The organism is Desulfoluna sp. CLI2B, assembly GCF_056847375.1.
The window spans coordinates 4,320,219-4,340,611 of sequence record NZ_CP186557.1; the positions used below are offsets into that span (position 1 = coordinate 4,320,219).

Annotated in this window: 14 protein-coding genes; 9 read left to right on the forward strand and 5 right to left on the reverse strand. The window is 59.7% G+C overall.

The genetic code is table 11. The features are described 5' to 3' along the window. Positions 1-12: 12 nt before the first annotated feature. The 3 genes from ACOYW2_RS20130 (at position 13) to rbr (ending at position 2,648) form a co-directional block, all read left to right on the forward strand. The gene (locus ACOYW2_RS20130; protein ID WP_482419728.1) at positions 13-471 is read left to right on the forward strand and encodes an NUDIX domain-containing protein; all 459 of its coding nucleotides are present in this window, start codon (positions 13-15) and stop codon (positions 469-471) included. A gap of 321 nt (positions 472-792) precedes the next feature. After that, positions 793-1,713 (forward strand): alpha/beta fold hydrolase, encoded by a 921-nt coding sequence (locus ACOYW2_RS20135; protein WP_482767727.1) that lies wholly within the window; start codon positions 793-795, stop codon positions 1,711-1,713. A gap of 359 nt (positions 1,714-2,072) precedes the next feature. Then, the gene (gene rbr, locus ACOYW2_RS20140) at positions 2,073-2,648 is read left to right on the forward strand and encodes a rubrerythrin (RefSeq protein WP_482417784.1); all 576 of its coding nucleotides are present in this window, start codon (positions 2,073-2,075) and stop codon (positions 2,646-2,648) included. A gap of 81 nt (positions 2,649-2,729) precedes the next feature. On the opposite strand, the gene ACOYW2_RS20145 is transcribed toward rbr, so the two are convergent. Further along, positions 2,730-3,635, reverse strand: coding sequence for a hypothetical protein (locus ACOYW2_RS20145; protein ID WP_482767728.1), 906 nt, complete (start codon positions 3,633-3,635; stop codon positions 2,730-2,732). 518 nt (positions 3,636-4,153) lie between these two features. On the opposite strand from ACOYW2_RS20145, the gene ACOYW2_RS20150 reads away from it, so the two are divergent. The 3 genes from ACOYW2_RS20150 to ACOYW2_RS20160 all read left to right on the forward strand — a co-directional run bounded on the left by ACOYW2_RS20150 (position 4,154) and on the right by ACOYW2_RS20160 (position 7,642). Further along, positions 4,154-5,476, forward strand: a complete 1,323-nt coding sequence (locus ACOYW2_RS20150; RefSeq protein ID WP_482767729.1) for a DEAD/DEAH box helicase — start codon at positions 4,154-4,156, stop codon at positions 5,474-5,476. A 572-nt stretch (positions 5,477-6,048) separates the two neighbouring features. Next, complete coding sequence (locus ACOYW2_RS20155) at positions 6,049-7,362, forward strand: OprD family outer membrane porin (RefSeq protein ID WP_482767730.1); 1,314 nt, start codon at positions 6,049-6,051, stop codon at positions 7,360-7,362. A gap of 16 nt (positions 7,363-7,378) precedes the next feature. Next, positions 7,379-7,642 (forward strand): hypothetical protein, encoded by a 264-nt coding sequence (locus tag ACOYW2_RS20160; protein ID WP_482417788.1) that lies wholly within the window; start codon positions 7,379-7,381, stop codon positions 7,640-7,642. 64 nt (positions 7,643-7,706) lie between these two features. Here ACOYW2_RS20160 and ACOYW2_RS20165 read toward each other — a convergent pair whose 3' ends face one another. After that, on the reverse strand, positions 7,707-8,576 hold the full coding sequence (locus tag ACOYW2_RS20165) for a LuxR C-terminal-related transcriptional regulator (RefSeq protein ID WP_482767731.1): 870 nt from the start codon (positions 8,574-8,576) through the stop codon (positions 7,707-7,709). Positions 8,577-8,814: 238 nt separating this feature from the next. Between ACOYW2_RS20165 and ACOYW2_RS20170 the strand changes: the two genes are divergently transcribed. From ACOYW2_RS20170 to ACOYW2_RS20180, 3 genes are all read left to right on the forward strand, one after another. Further along, entirely contained in the window at positions 8,815-10,533 is a 1,719-nt protein-coding gene (locus ACOYW2_RS20170; protein WP_482767732.1) for an amidohydrolase, read from the forward strand. Between the two features lie 666 nt (positions 10,534-11,199). Then, positions 11,200-11,757, forward strand: a complete 558-nt coding sequence (locus ACOYW2_RS20175; protein ID WP_482767733.1) for a cache domain-containing protein — start codon at positions 11,200-11,202, stop codon at positions 11,755-11,757. Continuing rightward, on the forward strand, positions 11,690-13,141 hold the full coding sequence (locus tag ACOYW2_RS20180; protein ID WP_482767734.1) for a methyl-accepting chemotaxis protein: 1,452 nt from the start codon (positions 11,690-11,692) through the stop codon (positions 13,139-13,141). Before ACOYW2_RS20175 ends, ACOYW2_RS20180 begins: the two co-directional genes overlap by 68 nt. Positions 13,142-13,384: 243 nt before the next feature. Here the strand turns inward: ACOYW2_RS20180 and ACOYW2_RS20185 are convergent, their stop codons facing one another. The 3 genes from ACOYW2_RS20185 to ACOYW2_RS20195 form a co-directional block, all read right to left on the reverse strand. After that, the gene (locus ACOYW2_RS20185; RefSeq protein WP_482767735.1) at positions 13,385-14,959 is read right to left on the reverse strand and encodes a sigma-54-dependent Fis family transcriptional regulator; all 1,575 of its coding nucleotides are present in this window, start codon (positions 14,957-14,959) and stop codon (positions 13,385-13,387) included. Positions 14,960-15,487: 528 nt separating this feature from the next. Next, entirely contained in the window at positions 15,488-16,858 is a 1,371-nt protein-coding gene (locus ACOYW2_RS20190; protein WP_482767736.1) for an aldehyde dehydrogenase family protein, read from the reverse strand. A 260-nt stretch (positions 16,859-17,118) separates the two neighbouring features. Then, positions 17,119-20,286: an efflux RND transporter permease subunit gene (locus tag ACOYW2_RS20195; protein WP_482767737.1), complete on the reverse strand. Its 3,168-nt coding sequence runs from the start codon at positions 20,284-20,286 to the stop codon at positions 17,119-17,121. Positions 20,287-20,393: the final 107 nt, after the last annotated feature.

Consider the following 20,393-nt stretch of genomic DNA (forward strand, 5'->3'; position numbering starts at 1 on the left):
AAGGAGGCCCCCATGATCATCTCGTTAAACATCGCCAAAGCCATCATTACCGACGGCCAGAACATCCTGATGCTCATGAAGGAGTACGACAACGGCCAGACCCTCTACACCCTGCCCGGCGGGCGCCAGAAAGCAGGGGAGACCCTGGAAGAGGCCGTAATCCGGGAGGTCCACGAAGAGGTGGCCGCCACTGTCAACGTCCTGGGTCTCCTGGGCGTCTACGAGCACAGCCACCCGGCACGCAAAGACCCGGAGATCACCCAGCACCATGTGGAGTTTGCCTTTCTCTGCGAACTCACCGAGCCCTACGACCCCGTCATGGGGCACGCCCCGGACCCACATCAGGTTTCCGTGGAGTGGGTCTCCAGGCAATCCCTCCAGAAGCTCACCCTCCACCCCGAAGAACTGGAAGGATTCCTCAAAGCCTTCAAGCTCCCCGACCCCCCGATCTATCTCGGGCAGATCTCGTGACATTGAAGGACCTGAGGAAGCAACTCTGCCAGTCTCCCACCGGTGCGCCCGGCAGTTCCACGGGCTCCCCGGACCTCCCCCTTACCTGATAAATCCTCCCTGCCCTTCCCTCAATTCCGGTTGGACTTTTGCTGCCTCAGGTATATGGTAAGAAGGTATGCATGAACAGCCGAAAGGCCCCGCATCCAGATGCCACCGGCATACCAATTTGATATCAAAAGCCATACAGACAAAAAAACAGCACGTATAAATGCCTTCACGCTTTATACGAAGCATAAAAAGTTCCCACGAGAAAAAGAGAAAAGAGAGGAGAAAAGAAAGATGAAAGACGTTCTGCACGCAGCAGGCGAATTCGTCACGCGCCACAGGGGCCTGGCACCCGAGACGCTGGAAACGGCCCTCATGGGTGACTTGGAGGCCCGCTCAACGACGTGTGAAGTCAATGAACACGGCATTCACTGGATCGAAGCCGGAGACGGCCCCCCCCTGGTGCTGGTCCACGGCTGGTCCTGCTCCGGTTTTTTCTGGAAACCCATGATCCCCCTGTTCAAAGAAAAATACCGGGTCCTGGCCCCGGACCTTCCCGGACACGGCCTTTCGTCCAAGGAGCATACGTCCTATCTTCCCGAAAAACAGGCGGAAAGGCTCCTGGCCTGGCTGTCGGAAATCGGCGTGGAACGGTTCACCCTGGTGGGCCACTCCATGGGAGGTGAAATCGCCGCCCGCATGGCCCTGCAAGCCCCGGACCGGATCCAGACCCTGACCCTGGCCGGTGCCATCGGCTTAAGGCAGGTCCTGGACCGCCTGCCCTGGTACGCCCGCCTGGCACTGGCCCCTGTGCCCCAGAAAGTCATCAACCGGTTCCTCACGGAAAAGGCCCTGGCCCAAAGCCACCGCCTCTTCATGACCGGCCCGGGACGTCCGGACTACCCGGAGTGCACCCGGGACATCATCCTGACCAACACCAACACGCCCATGGACCTGGCCACCCTTACCCAAACCACCCGCGACGGCCTCTTCCGGGACTTCCTCGACGGGCGCGCCACCGGGATCAGCCTGCCGACCCTCTGTATCTGGGGCGAGGTGGACAAGCTCGTGCCCCTGTCCGCGGGTGAGGAGTATGCCCGCCTCATCCCCGACGCGCACCTGGCGAAAATACCGGCCACCGGCCACATGATCCCCTGGGAAGAGCCTGAGCGCATGGCATCGGAGATCATCGACTTTGACGAACAACGCCGATAACGCCACCGTCCGTCACTGCCTCCGGCAGCCCTCCGGGGAGCCCTGCCGGAGGCCACGCTTCCATATCATATATCTGATTTTACCGATTTCTAAATGCGTTTACCCTGACGACAAAACCGCCTTTTGACTATGACACGCTCAGCGCTTTCTGATAGGATCAAACCCATTCGTGCCTGGACCGTTCACACGGTCCGATGAGAGCCGCCAGGCAGTGCCCGGGTCCATCAGGCCCAAGCAGCCCCCCGGCATATGCCGCGCACGTCGCCCCCAGAAGGCCTTATCGTAAAATAAACCAACGTCTCGGGACACATCGCCCGCGTCGTCACGACCCAACCTTTTCTTTTAAGGAGACACACACAATGGCATCACTGAAAGGAACCCAGACCGAAAAAAACCTCCTCACCTCCTTTGCAGGGGAGTCCCAGGCCCGCAACCGCTACACCTACTTTGCAGCCCAGGCCAGAAAAGAGGGGTACGTCCAGATCTCTGCCATCTTCGAAGAGACCGCCAACCAGGAAAAAGAGCACGCCAAGCGATTTTTCAAGTGCCTTGAAGGCGGAGAAGCAGAGGTGAAGTGGAGTTTCCCGGCAGGGGTCATCGGAACCACCCTTGAAAACCTCAAGGCAGCAGCCGAAGGGGAGAAGGAAGAGTTCACCAGCATGTACCCCGGCTATGCCAAAGTGGCCCGTGAAGAGGGCTTCGAGGCCATCGCCGTGATGTTCGAAAGCATCTGCGTCGCCGAAGAACACCACGAAAACCGCTACCGCGCCCTGGCCGCCAACATCGAAGAAGGAAAAGTCTTCAAGCGCGAAGCCGGTACCGTCTGGGCCTGCCGCAACTGCGGGTACATCCACACCGGCGAAGAGGCTCCGGCCAGCTGCCCGGCCTGCGCACATCCCCAGGCCCACTTTGAGCTGAAGCCCGACAATTATTAATGGTTATAATGTAACCAGCATAAAAAAGGCCCCCGGTGATCCGGGGGCCTTTTTTTAATCATAGCGCGACAAAACCGGGGGTTATCGAAACTCGAAGGTGTGCTCCCGCTCAGTGCTCACCTCCCCCACCACCCCGGTAATGGTGTTGTCCGTTCCTTTGTGGGTCCAGACCGTCACCTCATGGGGAAAAAGCCCCCCGGGGGTATCGAAGGGAACGCTGTGATAGTAAGTGTCGTGGCCGAAGCTCACGGCCCAGTAATAGGAGGGCACGTCCCCACCGTTGGCCCTCAGTTCAATGAAGGCCTCGTCCTTGGCCTTGGTCATCTTGTAGGCGATGCGCCCGTTGACAATGGCCCAGGGTTTGTAGATCCCGTTGAAAAAACCGTTGGGAAATCCGTTGAACTTCAGCACCAGCTTCTTCTCACCGGTGGTGGCCGGGGGGGCAACGGCCTTGATGGTCACCTCGCACACCCTGCCGTTTGACGCCGTCCAGTGGGACCCGCCATACTCCGGCCCCTGGCCCTTGGGCACGTGCCTCAGCACGGCAAGGGTCTCGGTTCCGCGGGACGCTGACCCCCCTTTTGCAAGGACCCACTCTCCCTTTGCACTGGCGCAGTCCCGGCCGTAAAGCCCCCCTGTGCCGAAGAGCGTTCGGAAAACAGGACAGGCCCCTTCCGACACCACCTCTTCATACAAGCCGTTTTCCACGCCCTGAACCGGAGACGCCACCTCCACATACCGGGGCATCCGAATGGTGATGAGGCGCTGATCCGGCCCGGAGTCGGTGACGGACTCGTCCACCCGCTCCACCGTGGACTCCGGGACGCCCACGGTCTGGCCGGCCACGGTGTAGTAGACCATGCCGTTTTCTTTGTAGTACGTATCGGTGAGGATCTCCCGGCCGCTCTTCATGTAGATCACCGCTGCGTCGGCGGCCGTGGCCCCGACAAAAAGAGCACAAAAAACAACCCATGCTATCCGCTTCATACGTGTCCCTTTTTTGATAATGGTGTATTGAAAAAATCCGGTGGACAAACCGTCCCTAAATGACATACCCCCAACAAAGAGCAAGAATCAAGGGGGATAAGCAAAGAACGCCCGGCAGGCAGGTTGCCGGGACATGAAAAACAGACGTCACCCAAAAACGATGTCCACAGGGTTCGCGAGGTTGCATCACAATCCTCCGGCAGCAAGGAGTGCCACCTTGAACGCCCACTTCCCACAAGAATTATTCCCTCAATATTTCAACTGGTTGATATCCAAAGCAACCATCCATAGCAAAATCCCCATGAGATCGCCCTGCGACACCGACGCTGCCCTGTGGACAGACTCGGTTTCCGGTGTTATAGTCCGCACTCCTTGGCGCACTTCGGTCGGCGCCATCCACTTCCGTCCCGCAGTTCCGCGGACCAGGGAGTCCAACACACAAGCCCGGCCCAGGCCGACCCATGACTGCCGATGTATCCATGGCTCAGGGGCAGGGTGATCCCGGAGTTTTCTTCCCCATGTTATTTTCACAGCTCGGCCTTTCCGCCGAATTGTTGCGCGCGATAGCGGATCAGGGCTATGAGCAGGCCACCCCGATCCAGGAGCAGGCAATCCCTCTCGTTCTCAAAGGCCATGATGTCCTTGCCGGCGCCCAGACCGGCACCGGCAAAACCGCAGGCTTTGCCCTGCCCATGCTCCAGCGAATGCAGGCCAACCCCATCAAAGGCAAACGCCGCGTGGTCAGGGCCCTGGTCCTGGTCCCCACACGGGAGCTGGCCGCCCAGGTCGGCGACAGCATCCGCGACTACAGCAAGTACATATCCTGTCACACCGCCGTGATTTTCGGCGGCGTGGGCATCAACCCCCAGATTTCAAAGCTCAGAAGGGGCGTGGACATTGTCGTGGCCACCCCGGGCCGTCTCCTGGACCACCTGCAGCGGGGCACCATTGACCTCGGCAGGGTGGAAACCCTGATCCTGGACGAAGCCGACCGCATGCTGGACATGGGCTTTATCCACGACATCCGCAAGGTGATGACCGAGCTTCCCAAAGAGCGCCAGACCCTGTTGTTCTCGGCCACCTTTTCCAAGGAGATCAAAAAACTCTCCAGCGACCTGCTCAACGCCCCCTCCACCATCCAGGTGGCGCGGCAGAACACCGCCGCAGAGCGCGTGACCCAGGTGGTCCACCCCGTGGACCGCACCCGAAAACTGGAGCTGCTCTCCCACATGATCGGTGCCAACAACTGGAGCCAGGTCCTGGTCTTCACCCGCACCAAGCACGGGGCAAACTGGGTCAGCAAACAGCTCCAGCGCAACGGATTGATCTCGGACGCCATCCACGGCAACAAGTCCCAGAACGCCAGGACCCGGGCCCTCAACGATTTTAAAAACGGAAAAGTCAGGGTCCTTGTGGCAACAGACATCGCTGCCCGGGGCCTGGACATCGAGCAGCTTCCCCACGTGGTGAACTACGAGCTCCCCAACGTGCCCGAGGACTACGTGCACCGCATCGGCCGCACCGGCCGCGCCGGGCAGGACGGCCACGCCGTCTCCCTGGTGTGCGTGGACGAAAACAAGCTGCTCTCCGATATCCAGCGACTCCTCAAGCGCAAGATCACCACCGAGGTCATCCCGGGCTATGAGCCGGATCCGTCCATCGCGCCCGAGCCCATCCTCAAGCGCAAAGGCAGGCGCCCTGCACGCACCGGACGCTCCGGGGCACGGCCCCAGCAGGCCGCCCGCAGGACAGGCGGAAACGGCAACCGCAGCAACTCCGGCGGCAACCGTCAGGGCGGACACAGCCGTTCCGGCGGCGGTCGCCAACGTCGCGCGAGCTGATCTTAAAGCCGCATTCAAGGCACACGTGGCCGTGCTGAATCCCCCAGGGGCGTTCGGCACGGTCATCTCCTCCCCTCCTTTTTATCTTCCTGAGAAACTATTCAGTTCCGATAAGATGCCTCCGGTGACAAGGTGTGCCACCCTGAAAGCAGGGTGCGGGTGTGCTTTGCCCCTCGTTCCTCGGGTCAAGCCACATCCGCCTTTAAAGGAGGCTGCATCCAAAAAGAATGGCCACCACCTTAACCCGCTGTAATAACCTTTCATTTATCTCACCCAATCGCTTTTTCAGCGAACATTTAGTCTATATCACGCAACACAGAACACAGCGGTGTGTGCCTTAAGGAGAGAGCAGCACCCTCACAGCCTCTTTACCAACTTTTTAAAACAGTTGCCCATGGGAAATCCCCAGCGGAAGGATACAGAGCATCACTAAATATAGTAAAACTCGATATAGACATACATACTCATTGAAACTAAAAATTTGATCCCCTTTTTTAAAAAATATAGTCATAGGGCTTTTGTTGATCCGTGGCCTTAAAAGCCCCATCGTTTTTTTAATTAAGGAGTTTGTTGTGCATCCCGTTTTTCGTTCTCTATCCTGCCTGATCCTTCTACTTGTCCTTGCCGCACCGGCATCTGCCAACCCCTTTCTCACCGACAGCAGCCTTGAGCTGAGGTTGAGGGCCACAGGTGAAAATGCCCGCACCGACTCGGGGTACGGCCCTGAAACCTCACGAAACCAATCCGCAGGGGTCTTTAGCCTTCACTATGCATCCGGCCTGTTCAAAAACTGCATTGGCGTGGATGCCGTGGCCTACCACGTCATTCCCTTTAAATACGACAAAAAAAACGCCGCAAACACATACGGAAAAGACGAAACCTTTTTTCAGGAAGGAAAAAACGGTTTTGGAAAAGTGGGGGTCAGCGTCCGCATCACCCCCAATGACAACCTCCTGCTTCGCTACGGGCGCATGGAATCCGACCATGTCCTTCTGGGTCCGGGGGACTACAGAACCACCCCACGCATGTATGAACTGGTATCCGGCCAAATCTCCTGGGAGCCTGTCACCCTGACCCTGATGCATGTCATGGGCGGCAGCGACTACTCCGACGACACCTTTCACAAATTCGGCCCCTACAAAGGGGACTGGCGGGACGGGATCGTTGATCCGCAGCCGGTTCAGATTGCTGATCTTCGGTTTGAAAAAGGGCCCTTCGGCCTCAAAGCAGCCCATGGGCGCCAAAAAGAGATTCTTGAATATACCTTTCTGGAAGGAACCTGGTTCCATACGTTTTCTGACCTCTGGAACATTCAGACCGCTGGCGGGTACCGTCTCAAAAACGACACAAAACCCCAACACGAGGATATCGACCATACCCTCGGTATGGTGGGCGGCCAAGTGATCCTGACCCGAAAAAACACATGGGTGAAGTTCGCGATCTCCGATGTTGAGAAAAACACCGACTTCTTCGAATCCATCGACGGAACCATGGGAACGGACTGGGCCTTGAATGGCTCTACCCTGGCCGGTTGCAAGGACAATGGCTATTACACCACCGGGGTCCAGGGCATCTTCAACCATGACGGAGAGACCGCCCAGAAAATCGAAATCGGCCACGATATCATAGCTGGCCTCCTCTCCGGGCTTTCCGCATCAGCCTACTACGTGGAAGGGCGCAACCTCCACGATGGCTCGGAGTATGTGGATAACTTGAGGCAGCATGAGTACGGCGGCCGCCTTGCCTATGCCCCCCCTGCCCTCCCCGGCCTCGCCCTTGAGATAGAGCACGGAAGCAACACCATGAAATCCGACGGGGAGTACGGCATGGACCAGAAGATATCCAACACCCAGGTGAATGTGACTTACACCATGACCCTTTTTTAAAATGAGCGGAGCAACCATGCACATCAAACAGACAATCCAGGTCCTGGTCCTGGCGTGCGCTTTGCTATCCTCAGCCTTTGTCTCCCCCGCCGTTGCAGCACACGCCGTGATCAAAATCGACTGCTGCAAGCCCGGTGGCTGCTTTATCGTAACGAAAAGCCGTTTTGGGAAACGCCACCAGGCCAAGCGCTTCGACTCCAAAGAGCAAGCCGAGGCCTTTATCAAAACCCTCTCCCCGCGGCTGAAGCACATGCACCCCCGAGCCGTGGAAACCGACTGACCAACCCCGCGCCCCCCCTCCGCACGTACCTTTAGATGGCGTGCGGCGGAGGCACGTTCAAGGGTTAACCCTCGCTGACTTCTTGCAGAAACGCTCTCAGGGAAATGGGGTGACGAGTCAGGCCCAGTTTTTTCCGCAGGTGGTGCCGGTGGGTGTTGACGCTTCCCACGGAGATGCAGAGCAGGTCGGCGATCTCCTTGGTGCTTTTGCCGGATTTGATGAGATGGGCGATGCGGGTCTCCCGGGGCGTCAGGTTCCAGCCTGAGGTGACCAGGACCTCTGAGAAGGGGGAGGTGAACTCATCCAGGCCAGCCTCGGCCACCCTGAGGAGCGATCGCTGGCGAGGGGTGAGGCCCGTGGCTTTGAGGTCTTCCAGGGGCTGGCGGACAAGGTGGGTAACGTTGGCGGCAAGGCGGGTTTCCAGAAGCCCCTTGTCCTCTGCTTTCAAGGCCATCACCGTCCTCAGGGCCGACTTCAGCTCGGCCACCTGTGCCTCCAGCTCGCGGACCCGGGCCTCTGCTTCCGTCCTGGGGGTGACATCATGGATAAAGGCAAGCACACCGCTGACCCTGCCAGTGCTGTCCACAACCGGGGCGTGATACGAATTCCAGAGGGTCGTTACCTTTTTGTCCCCGAGGTCGGCCTCCAGAACCATGTTGCTCAGGGCCATGGGGCGCCCATGATCCAGGGTGCGGGCCAGAATGGGTTTCAGCCGCTCCGTGCACGCCGGGACGCAATCAAAATAGGAGACACCCCTGCCCGCCTCGGGAATCCCAAGGTTGTAGCGGGACAGGATCTCGGCATATCCCCGGTTGTACCCTGTGAGGGCAAACCGTTGATCCAGCAGCAAGGCGGCCACCGGCATGTCGGCTTCCATGAGGTCTCTGGCTGTCTTTTCCGCATACACCGGCGCTCTCCCATGCGTTGCTTTCACAGATTCTCTCCTTCCATCCAGGTGCGTTATGCCGTGACGATATATCACCACCGGTTGCCGTTCCCACCCATGTTATCCCATGGGGGCCAAAGGGCAAGTCTTAGCCCGACTATAGAGCCCTGTGCCTACTTTTCTCTGCACTCTTTCCATATGGACTTCCCAATGTCCCACGATAGACTGAGGGGCATCAGATAACGGTCGGGGAGCCTGCCCCGGCCCCACAACAGGGAGAAGATACATGGCCGCAGAGCTGGTTATCAAAAATGGACACATCATCACCGTCGACAGCGACAACAGCATCCGGGAAGCCGTGGCGGTGTCAGCAGGACGCATCGTCGCCGTGGGCACAAATGAAGAGATGGCCCCATACATCGGGCCCGCCACCCGGGTTCTCGACCTCCAGGGCCACACCATGCTGCCCGGGATCAACGACACCCACATGCACGGCCCCTACTTCGGGGCCACCCGGCCTCCCCTGGCCCTGGACCTCACGGCCCCTGCGGTAACCTCCATCGAGGAGATGGTGGGTGCCCTGAAGGCCAAGGTGGCCGAGACACCTTCCGGAGAATGGATCCGCGGGTTCGGCTGGGATGTGGGGACCCTGAAGGAGTGCAAAAACGACCCGTCCCGCATGCCCCGGAGATCGGACATCGACGCGGTCTCACCGGACAACCCCGTGGTGTTCAACGACTTTTCAGGCCACACCCTGCTGGTGAACAGCAAGGCCCTTGAGATAGCGGGCATCACCGCCCGGACCCCGGCCCCACCCTCGGGGGAGATGGAGCGGGACCTTGCCACCGGAGAGCCCACGGGTCTCTTCAAGGAACCGGCGGCCATCGCCATGGTCTCCACCCACATTCCCCTTTTGACCCGGGAGGAGAAGCGCCAGGCCGTGCTCACCGCCATTCACGAACTCAATAAAAACGGCATCACCAGCTTTACGGACGCGGCCATCGGCCCGGGGGGCGAGACCATGCTCTTCGGGGTCATGAGCGGTGAGTTCGTGGAGATCTACCGGGAGCTTCTTAGTGAAGGAAAACTCACGGTCCGCACCAACGTGCTCCTTCTCCTGGGAGACTACGGGGCCCTGACCCTTGAAGACATCCAAAAAAACATGGCCGGCTTCCCCATCCCCGGGGACACCGACCCGCACAGGCTTCAATTCTCCGGGGTCAAGATGTTTGCAGACGGGGTCCCCCTCACCGGCACCAGCTGGATGAAGGAGCCATACGAGGCCGGAGGATACGGAGCCTCCGTGGTCCCGGGTGACACCGAAGAGGAGAAACGGAACAACCTCAAGGAGATGGTGAACTACGTCCACTCCAAAGGCTTTATGGCAGGCATCCACGCCACGGGCGACCGGGCCGTAGACGCCGCTGCCGAGGCCTTTATGTACGCCTGTGACAACAACCCCGATGTGGCTGTGAGGCACCAGCTCATCCACGGGGACTTCATGGCCCCTGAGACCACCCGGGCTTTAGGCAAGTACCCCTGCGGGGTCTCCATGCAGCCTACCATCGGCGCCATGATCTCCGACTTCGAGGTTGCCGTGGTGGGCGCCGAAAGGGCAGCAAAGGAGTTTCCCGCGCGCATGGTCCAGGAGAGCGGCCTGGTCCTCACCTTCAGCTGCGACGCCCCGGTCACCCTGCCCAACTGGCGCCAGGGCGTCCAGGCTGCGATACTGCGAGAAAACGCGGTATCCGGAAGGGTCAACGGACCGGAAGAACGCATCACGCGGGAAGAGGCGATCCGTGCCTACACCCTGAACGGCGCCTGGCAGGACAACATGGAAAAAGAAAAAGGGTCCATCGAGGTAGGAAAAGTGGCTGATTTCTGCATCCTGGGGGAAGACATCCTCACCGTGGACGCCCGCCGCATCGGGGAGATCCCGGTGCTGGCAACGGTATTCAATGGGGAGATCGTCTTTGACGAGAGCAAGGGGTTGTTCGGGGAGTAAAGAGCCGGGAACCTGCAGTGAATCCGAAGGCCCGTCACACGGCCTTCGGGTTGCCGCCCGGACTGGAGGGGCCCGGTGAGGCGCCTCGGCGCACTGGCAGGGGCATGGGTATATTTCAGATTGTACCCAGGCATGGTGTTCAACATGAAATATGGAGGTAAATAATACCCCCGCCGCCCCTTGGCGACCCCACCGGGACCCGACACCGATGCTATCTTTTTTTCTATGTATTATCAACTTCATTGTGCATGCAAAATGGCTGGAGCAATTCCAGTCATAGCGTCCGGATGACGCCCTCCAGGCAAAGCAGCCAGGGGCAAAAAGGATCAATCGCTATAACAAGACAGTACATCTTATGACTACCATTCGTAAGCATTGAATTCCCATTATCCCATTGACTTTTTCCTCACGTCTCCCCATATTGTTATCCAAACTTACATTAATCAAAATAAAATAGAATGACTGACATCTGTAGTGTACCCGTTCCGGTCCTGCTCATGCCACAGCCCGACGCAACGCCCCCGGTCGAACCTCCGTCCCGATGATGAAAGGAATGTGCAATGCTGAAACACCTCAAGGTCAAGACCAAGATGCTTCTCTACATCGGTACGGTCGCTTTTCTCTCCTTTGCCGTGACCATCGGTATGGTCGCTGTAAAGGCGGAACGTGACAGAAGAAAGCGCCAAAGAGAACGCCATGGAAACATCCTACCGATACGGCGGCGTCGTCAAAGCGGAGCTGGAGACGGCCATGACCGCTGCCCGGACCCTGGCACAGACCTTTGAGGGCTTGAAACTCTCCGGGGATCCCCCCGGACGAGAGGCCGTGGACACCATCCTGGCAAGCCTCGTTGCCGACAACCCCTCTTTTCTCAGCACCTGGATGATTTGGGAACCCGACGCCCTTGACGGTCGCGACAACGAATTCGCCGCCACACCGGGTTACGACGCCACGGGGCGCTATGCCCGCTTTGCCAGCCGAAAAGGCGGAGAGGTTTCCCTGGCGGCCCTCAAGGGGTATGAGACCAAGGCTTACTATCGCCTTCCCAAGACCCAGGGCACCGAGACCCTCATCGAGCCTTTCATGGGAAGCGTAAACAACCGGGAGACCCTTATGACCACCCTGGCCGTGCCCATCCGCTTCCGGGGAGGGGCCCGTGGTTACGGGCGTCAGCATGGCCCTTTCCACGCTCCAAAAACGGCTCGCCGACATCCGGATCCTTGACACCGGCTACCTCACCGTCATCTCCAATGCAGGCACCTACGTAACCCATCCGAAAACAAAACGCATCGGCCGGTCGGTGCTGGAAACCGACCCCTGGATCAAGGGCCTCCTCGGCAAGGTTGCCTCTGGACAAGGCTTTGATGTGGCCAACCACTCGGCTTCCCTTGGGGAAAAGGTGGTACGGATCTGCGAGCCCATCCGCATCGGCAAGGCCAAAACCCCGTGGGCCGTCATGGTCAACGTGCCCTTGAGCGAGATCCATGCCGAGACCGACAGCATCAGGCGCATCAGCATGGGCATCGGTACGGTGTCGGTGCTGCTTCTCATTGCCATCATTTACGCCATCGTCCACAGCATCACCGGCCCCATCAAGGAGGGGGTCGATGTTGCCGAGGCCATGGCCACCGGGGATTTCAGCCGGACCCTGACGGTCCGTAACAGGGACGAGGTGGGAAAGTTGGGGGAGTCTCTCAACCATGTGACGGAAAACATCGGCGGGGTGATTCGGGAACTCGCCTCCGGGGTCGAGACCCTGTCGGCCTCATCCGCTGATCTCGCCGCCGTCTCCGGCCAGATGTCCTCCGGGGCAGGGCTGGCCGCCTCCAAGACCGAGACCGTTGCCTCGGCAAGCGAAGAGATGAGCACGGGCATGACCGCCGTTGCCGCGGCCATGGAGCAGGCATCCACCAACGTCTCCATGGTGGCCGCAGCCGCCGAGGAGATGACCGCCACCATCCAGGAGGTGGCCCAGAACACGGAGTCGGCCCGTAGCATTGCGGACACCGCCGTCACCCGTGCCAGACAGGCCCACACGCAGATCTCGGACTTAGGGGCCGCCGCCCAGAAGATCGATGCCGTCACCGAAACCATCACCGACATCTCCGACCAGACCAACCTCCTGGCCTTGAACGCCACCATCGAAGCGGCACGGGCCGGTGAAGCGGGCAAGGGGTTTGCCGTGGTGGCATCGGAGATCAAGGAGCTGGCCCGGCTCACGGCTATGGCCACCGGAGACATCCGGGACCAGATCGGCGGTATCCAGCAGGCGACAACGATCTCGGTGGACTCCATCAACGAAATCACCACGGTCATCGACGAGATCAGTGAAATCGTGGCCACCACGGCCACAGCCGTGGAAGAACAGGCCGCCACCACCCGGGAAATCGCCGAAAATGTCAACCAGGCATCCCAGGGTCTCTCGGAGATCAACGGCAACGTGGCAACAAGCGCCAAAGCCACCGACGGCATCAGCGGAGACATCGCCGAAGTCCACAGCCAGGCAAGGGAAATGACAACCAGCAGCGCCACGGTCAGTACAAACGCCAGTGAGCTTCTGGACCTTGCCGGACGCCTTAAAGAGGTGGTGGGACGGTTCAGGGTGTAAGGGTGGTGTAACGATTCCGTTCAAACAAGCCTCCGGCGGCCCTGCCGGGGGCTAAACTTTTAAAAAGTTTAGCAAACAGGTCACAAAAAAATATTTGCATGAATGCCGTTTTAAATGCGGAAGTGATTTGCCCGAGGAACGAGGGGCAAATCACTTCCGCTACCTGCTTTCAAGGTGGCACACCTTGCCGCCGGAGGCACGCTTTTTGACGGGTACTTTCACCATAGAAGGCAGGCTGAATCGTTACAGGGTGTTCTTGGTCCGACGGCGATGAATGCCCAGCTTTTCCATGCGGCTCCGAAGGGTGGTCCGCGGAAGGCCGAGCCTCACGGCCGCGCCTTCTTTGCCTCCCACCACATGGTTGCAGGCTTTCAGCGCGGATTCGATGTACCGACGGTCGATGGTGGCAAGGGGAAGGACCTGGTCCGGGGTGGTGACCCTGTCAAAGACCGACAGAAGGGACGAGGCCTCCTTGCCTGCGCCATCCGAAGGGTTCAGGAGAGAGCGGAAGGAGACGGAACCGCACCCCAGGATCAGCCAGCGCTCCAGAATGTTTTCCAGCTCCCGGATATTGCCGGGCCAGTCATAGGACGCCAGCTCGCTGAGTTCAAAGTTGTTGGGAAAAGGGGCCGTGCCCAGGTTCATCTCCCGGGCTTTCTTGCGTATGAGGTGGGCGACCAGGGCGGGGATATCCTGCCTGCGCTCCCGCAATGGGGGAATCCGGATGGGAAAGACGTTGAGGCGGTACCAGAGGTCTTCCCGAAAGGTCCCCTGGCGGACCATCTTCTGAAGGTTTCGGTGGGTGGCGCAGACAATGCGAAGATCCAGGGCAATGACCTTGTGACCGCCCACCCGCACGACCTCGCGGTGTTGCAGCAGACGCAGGAGCTTGACCTGGGCGGTCAGGGAGAGCTCCCCGATCTCGTCAAGAAAAACGGTGCCCCCGTCGGCAAGCTCCAGGCTCCCGGGCTTTCGCCCCCCGGCCCCGGTAAAGGCTCCCTTCTCGTGGCCGAACAGCTCGCTTTCCACAAGGGTTTCGGGGATGGTGCCGCAATCGATCTTGATAAAGGGGCTGGCGCTTCGCGGCGACAGCGCGTGCACCGCGTTGGCGATCACCTCTTTGCCCACCCCGGTCTCCCCCAGAAGAAGCACGGAGCTGTCCAGGGGCGCCACCTTGCGCACCGACGCCATCACCGGCCCCAGGCCACCTGTCTCACCGATGACGCTCCCCTCCACGGCACTTCCCATTTTTTTTGTCAGCTCGTGTTTTTCGTACCGATACTGCTCTTTCAAGTGGAGCACTTCCTGGTACCGCAGGGTGTTGGAGAGGGCCAGGGCCATGGGCTCCTTCAAAAGGCTGAAGAGCTCCTGGTGGGTCGGAGTGAAGAGATTCCTGCCGCTGGTGACGGCGATGAGGGCGCCGATGCGCTCCCCGTCGAGCATGAGGGTGATCGCCATAAACGAGTCATCGGCTGTGCCCGCGTGACGGACATACTCCCCGGCCAGGAGATCCCGGTCCGGGTCCTCGATGACAATGGCGGATTCGGTTCGCTTGAAGGCCTCCTCCACGTACTCCGCTCCCTGTTCAATGTGGAGGTATTCCGGAAAGGCGTTGAACGTCTCATGCATCAGGGAGGCATAGCCCAGGCGCTTGAAGCAGTTTTTCGGGTAATCAAAGTAGATCAGGACAAGCCGGTTCATGGGTATCCGGTCTTGCATGGACACCAGCAATCGCTTGAGGACCTGGTCCATGTCCAGGCTCGCGCTGATGCACCCAATGGACTCCCTGAAAAACGAAAACTGCTCCGAATCACTCACAGGCTCCTGCATACACCCCCACCGTCACTTTTCAGCTCAACATTGCCTCCGACAGCCTTGCCGGGGGCCAAACGTTTGGTCCGCCTTCGACCAAGGACTCCAACGCGACGAAAACGTTCGACAAACAGGTTTTGTTTTTTGGGAACGCGCCCCACTTCAAAATAAAAATAAAAGCACAAAAAACAGCCTCCGGCGGCAAGGTGTGCCACCTTGAAAGCAAATTACCGCCGGGCTTTGCCCCTCGTTCCTCGGGTCAAATCCCAGCGGTATTCTGGAAAGCCATTGTGTGATTATGTGTTTCCGACAGCCTCGTCCCTCTTATTTTTGCGAAGCTTTGCTCAAAAAGCAACCCGCCGGAGTGATTCCGGTCAACGTAAAACGAATCCCAAGTCCCCATCATCGTATATGTCACACACCACGCGAATGCCCCGAAAACGGTTGCTTAATGCCCTCCTCCATGCATTCGCCACAGGGTTTCCAGGTGCCCCCACCTGGCCGCCGGAGGCTTGCTTTTCCCCTCTACCGGGGTCAGTTGAACATCCGCCTGATGAGCTTCAGCTTCCATGGGGCGTAGGGCCAGTACTTCAGGGGAGCCTCAAAAAAGGTGGGTTTGTCCAGGATGCTCTTGTAGTGGGTAAAGGCCCGAAAGCCCGCTTTGCCGTGGTAGTTGCCCATGCCGCTGGCCCCCACCCCGCCAAAGGGCAGGTTGGGGTTGCTCAGGTGCATCAGGGAGTCGTTCACCGCCCCGCCTCCGAAGGAGACCTCCCGGAGGACCTTGCGGATCCGTGCCCTGTCCTTTGCATACACGTAGCAGGCAAGGGGCTTGGACCGCTCCTTGACCTTGCCGATGGCCTCGTCCAGGTTGGAGAAGGCGATGACCGGCAAGATGGGACCGAAAAGCTCATCTTCCATGACCGGATCCTCGAAGTTTACCCCGTTCATGAGGGTGGGGCTGATGGTCCGGGCGGCCCTGTTCACCTCCCCGCCGTGGTAGACCTTGGCCGGGTCAATGAGGGCGGCCAGCCTCTCCAGGTTTCGCTCGTTGATGATCTGCACGTAGTTCTCCCGAAGGTCCTCTCCGGGAGCGTAGCGGGCCTGTATTTCCTCTTTCAGAGCGGCAAGCAGGGGTGCCTCCACCTCTTTTTCCACCAGCACGTAGTCCGGGGCAATGCAGGTCTGCCCGGCGTTGAGGAACTTGGCCCAGGCAATGCGCCGGGCGGCCACCCGGATGTCGCAACCCGAAAGCACAAAGGTGGGGCTCTTGCCCCCGAGTTCCAGGGTCACGGGGGTGAGGTGTTTGGCCGCCTTCTGGTAGATGATGCGCCCCACCGGGATGCTTCCCGTGAAAAAGACCTTGTCAAAGGCGTTCTCCAGCAGCTCGGTGGTCTCCTCCACCCCGCCCTCCACCACATGAAAGTAGGCATCGGAAAAGCCCTGGTTGATGATCTCGGCCATGACCTGTGAGGTCCGGGCGGGCAGCTCGCTGGGCTTGAGGATCACGGTGTTCCCTGCGGCCAAAGAGGAAAGCGCCGGAATCAGGGAGAGGTTGTACGGGTAATTCCACGCTCCGATGACAAGGGTGGTGCCCAGGGGCTCGGGCAGGATGTAACTTCTGGACGGCACATTGGCCAAGCTCCCCGGGACCCTTTTTCTCCTGCTCCACCGGGGCACCTTTTTCACGAACATGTCGATCTCATGGTAAATCTGGGAGAGCTCGGTGAGGTAGGTTTCAAACTCGGACTTGCCGAAGTCCTCGTAAATGGCCGTGTTGAGCCTGGCCTCACTGGCTTTGAGCAACGCCTTGAGCTTTTTGAGCTGCGCCACCCGAAAGGCCGGGTCTTTGGTCGTGTTTGTGTTGAAGTACTCCCTTTGTTTCTCGACAAGCGCCTTTGCATCCATGGTTGCTCCTTGTTCGGGTGGGTGGTTGAAGCCATGCGGGCATCAACCTGTGCAGAATCCGTTCCAGGCACGCAAAAAGGAAAACCGCCCCGCGATCCGGCCATGGGCACAGCCGGGGGCAGGTGGGACAACCTTCTGTTCAGGCAGTATAATCCGGGCAACAACAAAACAACAAGAAAGGAAAAGCACCCGGCAACCGGAGGGCGTCACAGCGCCCCCGGTTGCGACGGTAAAGACGACATATCGCCACACCGAGTCCATCAAGACGGTATATCGCCTCGACGGATCTCCCTGCCCAAGCCCAAGACCCTTTTGGCGTCTTCAAGGATCATGTAGAGGGCCGGGATGAGAAGCAGGGTGATGAGGGTGGCAAAGAGAATGCCGAAGCCCAGGCTGATGGCCATTGGGATGAGAAACTGGGCCTGGACGCTGGTCTCCAGGATCATGGGCACGAGGCCGAAAAAGGTTGTGAGCGAGGTCAGAAGAATGGGACGAAACCGTCGCTGACCGGCCTCACGGGTCCCTTCGAGGATGGTCATGCCCCTGGCCCGATTGGTGTTGATGCGGTCGATCATGAGCAGGGAGTCGTTGACCACCACCCCGGAGAGGGCGATGACGCCGAAGAGACTCAGCATACTCAGGTTGTAGCCCATGAGAAGGTGGCCGAAAATGGCCCCCACAATGCCGAAGGGGATGGCGAACATAATGATCACGGGCTGGCCGTAGCTTTTAAACGGAATGGCCAAGAGAGCATAAATGGCAAACAGGGCCAGGAGGTAGCCCTCTTTCAGGCTCCCCAGGGACTCGCGTTTCTCTTTCTCCTCCCCTGCGAACCCATAGGAGAGACCGTCGTAGGTCGCCATGAGGCCCGGAAGCAGCTTCTCCCGGATATCGGCGTTGATCTCCCCTGCGTTGCCCTCTTTGGCGTTCACCGTGGCCGTGACGTTCACCACCCGCTTGCGGTTATTCCGGGTGATGGTGGAGTAGCCCCGGCCCCGGTCAAACCGGGCGGCCCGGGCAATGGGGACCTCCCCTCCACCGGGGGTGCGGATGCGCATGGCGGTGAGGGTCTGCATAAGCCTGCGGTCCCCTTCCGGGTAGCGGATTTTCACCTTTACCTCGTTGCGACCGATCTGCAGGCGCAAGGCTTCGCTGCCGAAAAAAGCGCCCCGCACCTGCCGGGCAAAGTCCGCCTCGGTGATGCCCAGGGTCTTGGCCTCGTCCGTAAGGGTGAACTTGATCTCCCCCTTGCCCGGGGAGAAGTTGTCCTCAATGTCGGTGACACCCGGGTAGCCCGCCACATAGGCCTTCACCTCTTCGGCGGCAGCCTCCAGCACCCGGTAGTCTACATGCCGCAGCTCCACATCGATGTCGGCGCCCATCTGCACCAGGTCCGTGGTAAAGGTCAGGGAATCGGCGCCGGGGATCTCCCCCACCTTTTTCCTCCACAGGGCCTTGACCTCGCTGATGGGTACGGAGCGCTCTTCGGCCCGGGTCAGGAACAGGGCCACCTGGGCGATGTTGGTGGAGGAGGCAGCGCCCTCGCCGTCGTTTCCAGGCCCGGTGGCCGCCATGGCACCGCCCACGATGGCGTAAACATGGCGAAAGATGGTGGGCTCCCCCGGATTTTCTGAATCCATCTCGGCCACGGCCTCCATGGCCGTTTCAATGAGCATGTCGGTCTGGCGGCCCGTGGATTCCAGGGTAGTGCCCACGGGCATCTGAAGGGCCGCGGTGATGCGCTCCCCTTCCACCTCGGGCATGAAGGTGAACTTGATAAGGCCGGACCGAACCAGCCCCACGCTCATCAAAAGCAGGGCGATGCCGATGGCAAAGGTGGTGTACCGATGGGCAAGGGCCAGGTCCAGGGTACGCTTATAGGGGCCGGACACAAAGCGTTCCAGCCGCTCCCCGAAATGGACCCGCACCGCATCGATGCGCCCCAGCACCGGGCCGGAAAGGGGCTTGGCCGATCCCCCGCTCAAGTGAGCGGGAAGCACGAAGAGACTCTCCACAAGGGAGACCAGGAGAAGAGAAATCACCACGATGGGCACCGCCACCATGAACTTGCCCATGGTCCCGGCCACAAAAGCGATGGGCAGAAAGGCGGCCACGGTGGTGAGGATGGAGAAGGTCACGGGAACCGACATCTCGGCGGCTCCGTCGATGGCGGCCTGGAGAAAGGGCTTTCCCTTTTCGCGATGGGCGAAAATATTCTCCCCCACCACGATGGCGTCGTCCACCACGATCCCCAGGGCCAGGATAAAGGCAAACAGGGAGATCATGTTGATGGAGACATCAAAGGAGGGCATGAGCATCAAGGCGCCCATAAAGGAGATGGGAATTCCCAGCATCACCCAGAGGGCCAGGCGCAGCTCCAGGAAGAGCCCCAGCACGATGATCACCAGGCACAGGCCCAAAAGGGCGTTTTTCTTCAAAAGATTGAGGCGGCTCTCCAGGAGTTCGCTGGTGTCGTTCCACACGGCCGCGCGCACCGAGTCCGGCCACTGAGCGTTGAGCTCGTCCACGTAGGCCAGCACGATATCGGAGATCTCCGTGGGCTTCTGATCGCCCACCCGAAAGACGTTGATCATGGCCGCGGGCTTGCCGTCAAAACGGGCGTAGGTGCCGGTGTCTTCAAAGCCATCGGTGAGTACGGCAATGTCTCCAAGCCTCACCGTGGCCCCGTTGCCTCCCCGGACAATGACGATATCGGCGTACTCCGCCGCCTTGTAGCGTTTCTCCTTGGTGCGCAGCAGGATCTCTCCACTGCGGGTCTTGATGGTGCCCCCGGGCAGGTCCAGGGAGGCCTGGCGAACGGCCGCGGCCACGGTCTCCATGGTGAGGCCGTAACGCCTCAGGTTCTCCTCCGTCACCTCCACGGTCACCTCGTAGGGCCGCACCCCGCCCAGCTCCACCTGGGTGATCTTGGGATGGTCCAGGAGCTGGTTTCTCACCATCTCGGCTCGCTCCCTCAGGGTCCGTTCGGGCAGGTCGCCGTAGACCACCACGGACACCGTCTCCTGAAGGTTTAAGATTTTACTGACAATGGGCTGCTCCGCGTCTTCCGGGAAGGTTGTGATGCGGTCCACCTCGCTCTTGATATCCTGGAGCACCACGTTGGGGTCCACCCCGGTGCGCAGCTCGGCGATGACGCTGCCCCGGCCCTCGAAGGCCTGGGAGGAGAGCTCGTCAATGCCGTCGATGCCGGAGATGGCCTCCTCGATCTTCAGGATGATGCCCTCTTCCACCTCGTCGGGGCCCGCCCCGAGGTACTCCACCTCCACCCGGACCTTGTCCAGGGCGATCTCGGGAAACACCTCCTGCTTCACCCCCAGGCCCTTGATCAGACCGCCCACCACAAACACCATCATCAACAGGTTGGCCGCCACATGATTGTTGGCCATCCATTCAATCCATTTTTTCATTTCGGCACCTAAGGGTCACACAACGTTATAGGTTTGAATACTTGCCCTGACATCGCCTTCTACGCAAGGTGGAGGGCACCTTGAAACCCTATGGCGAATGCATGAAG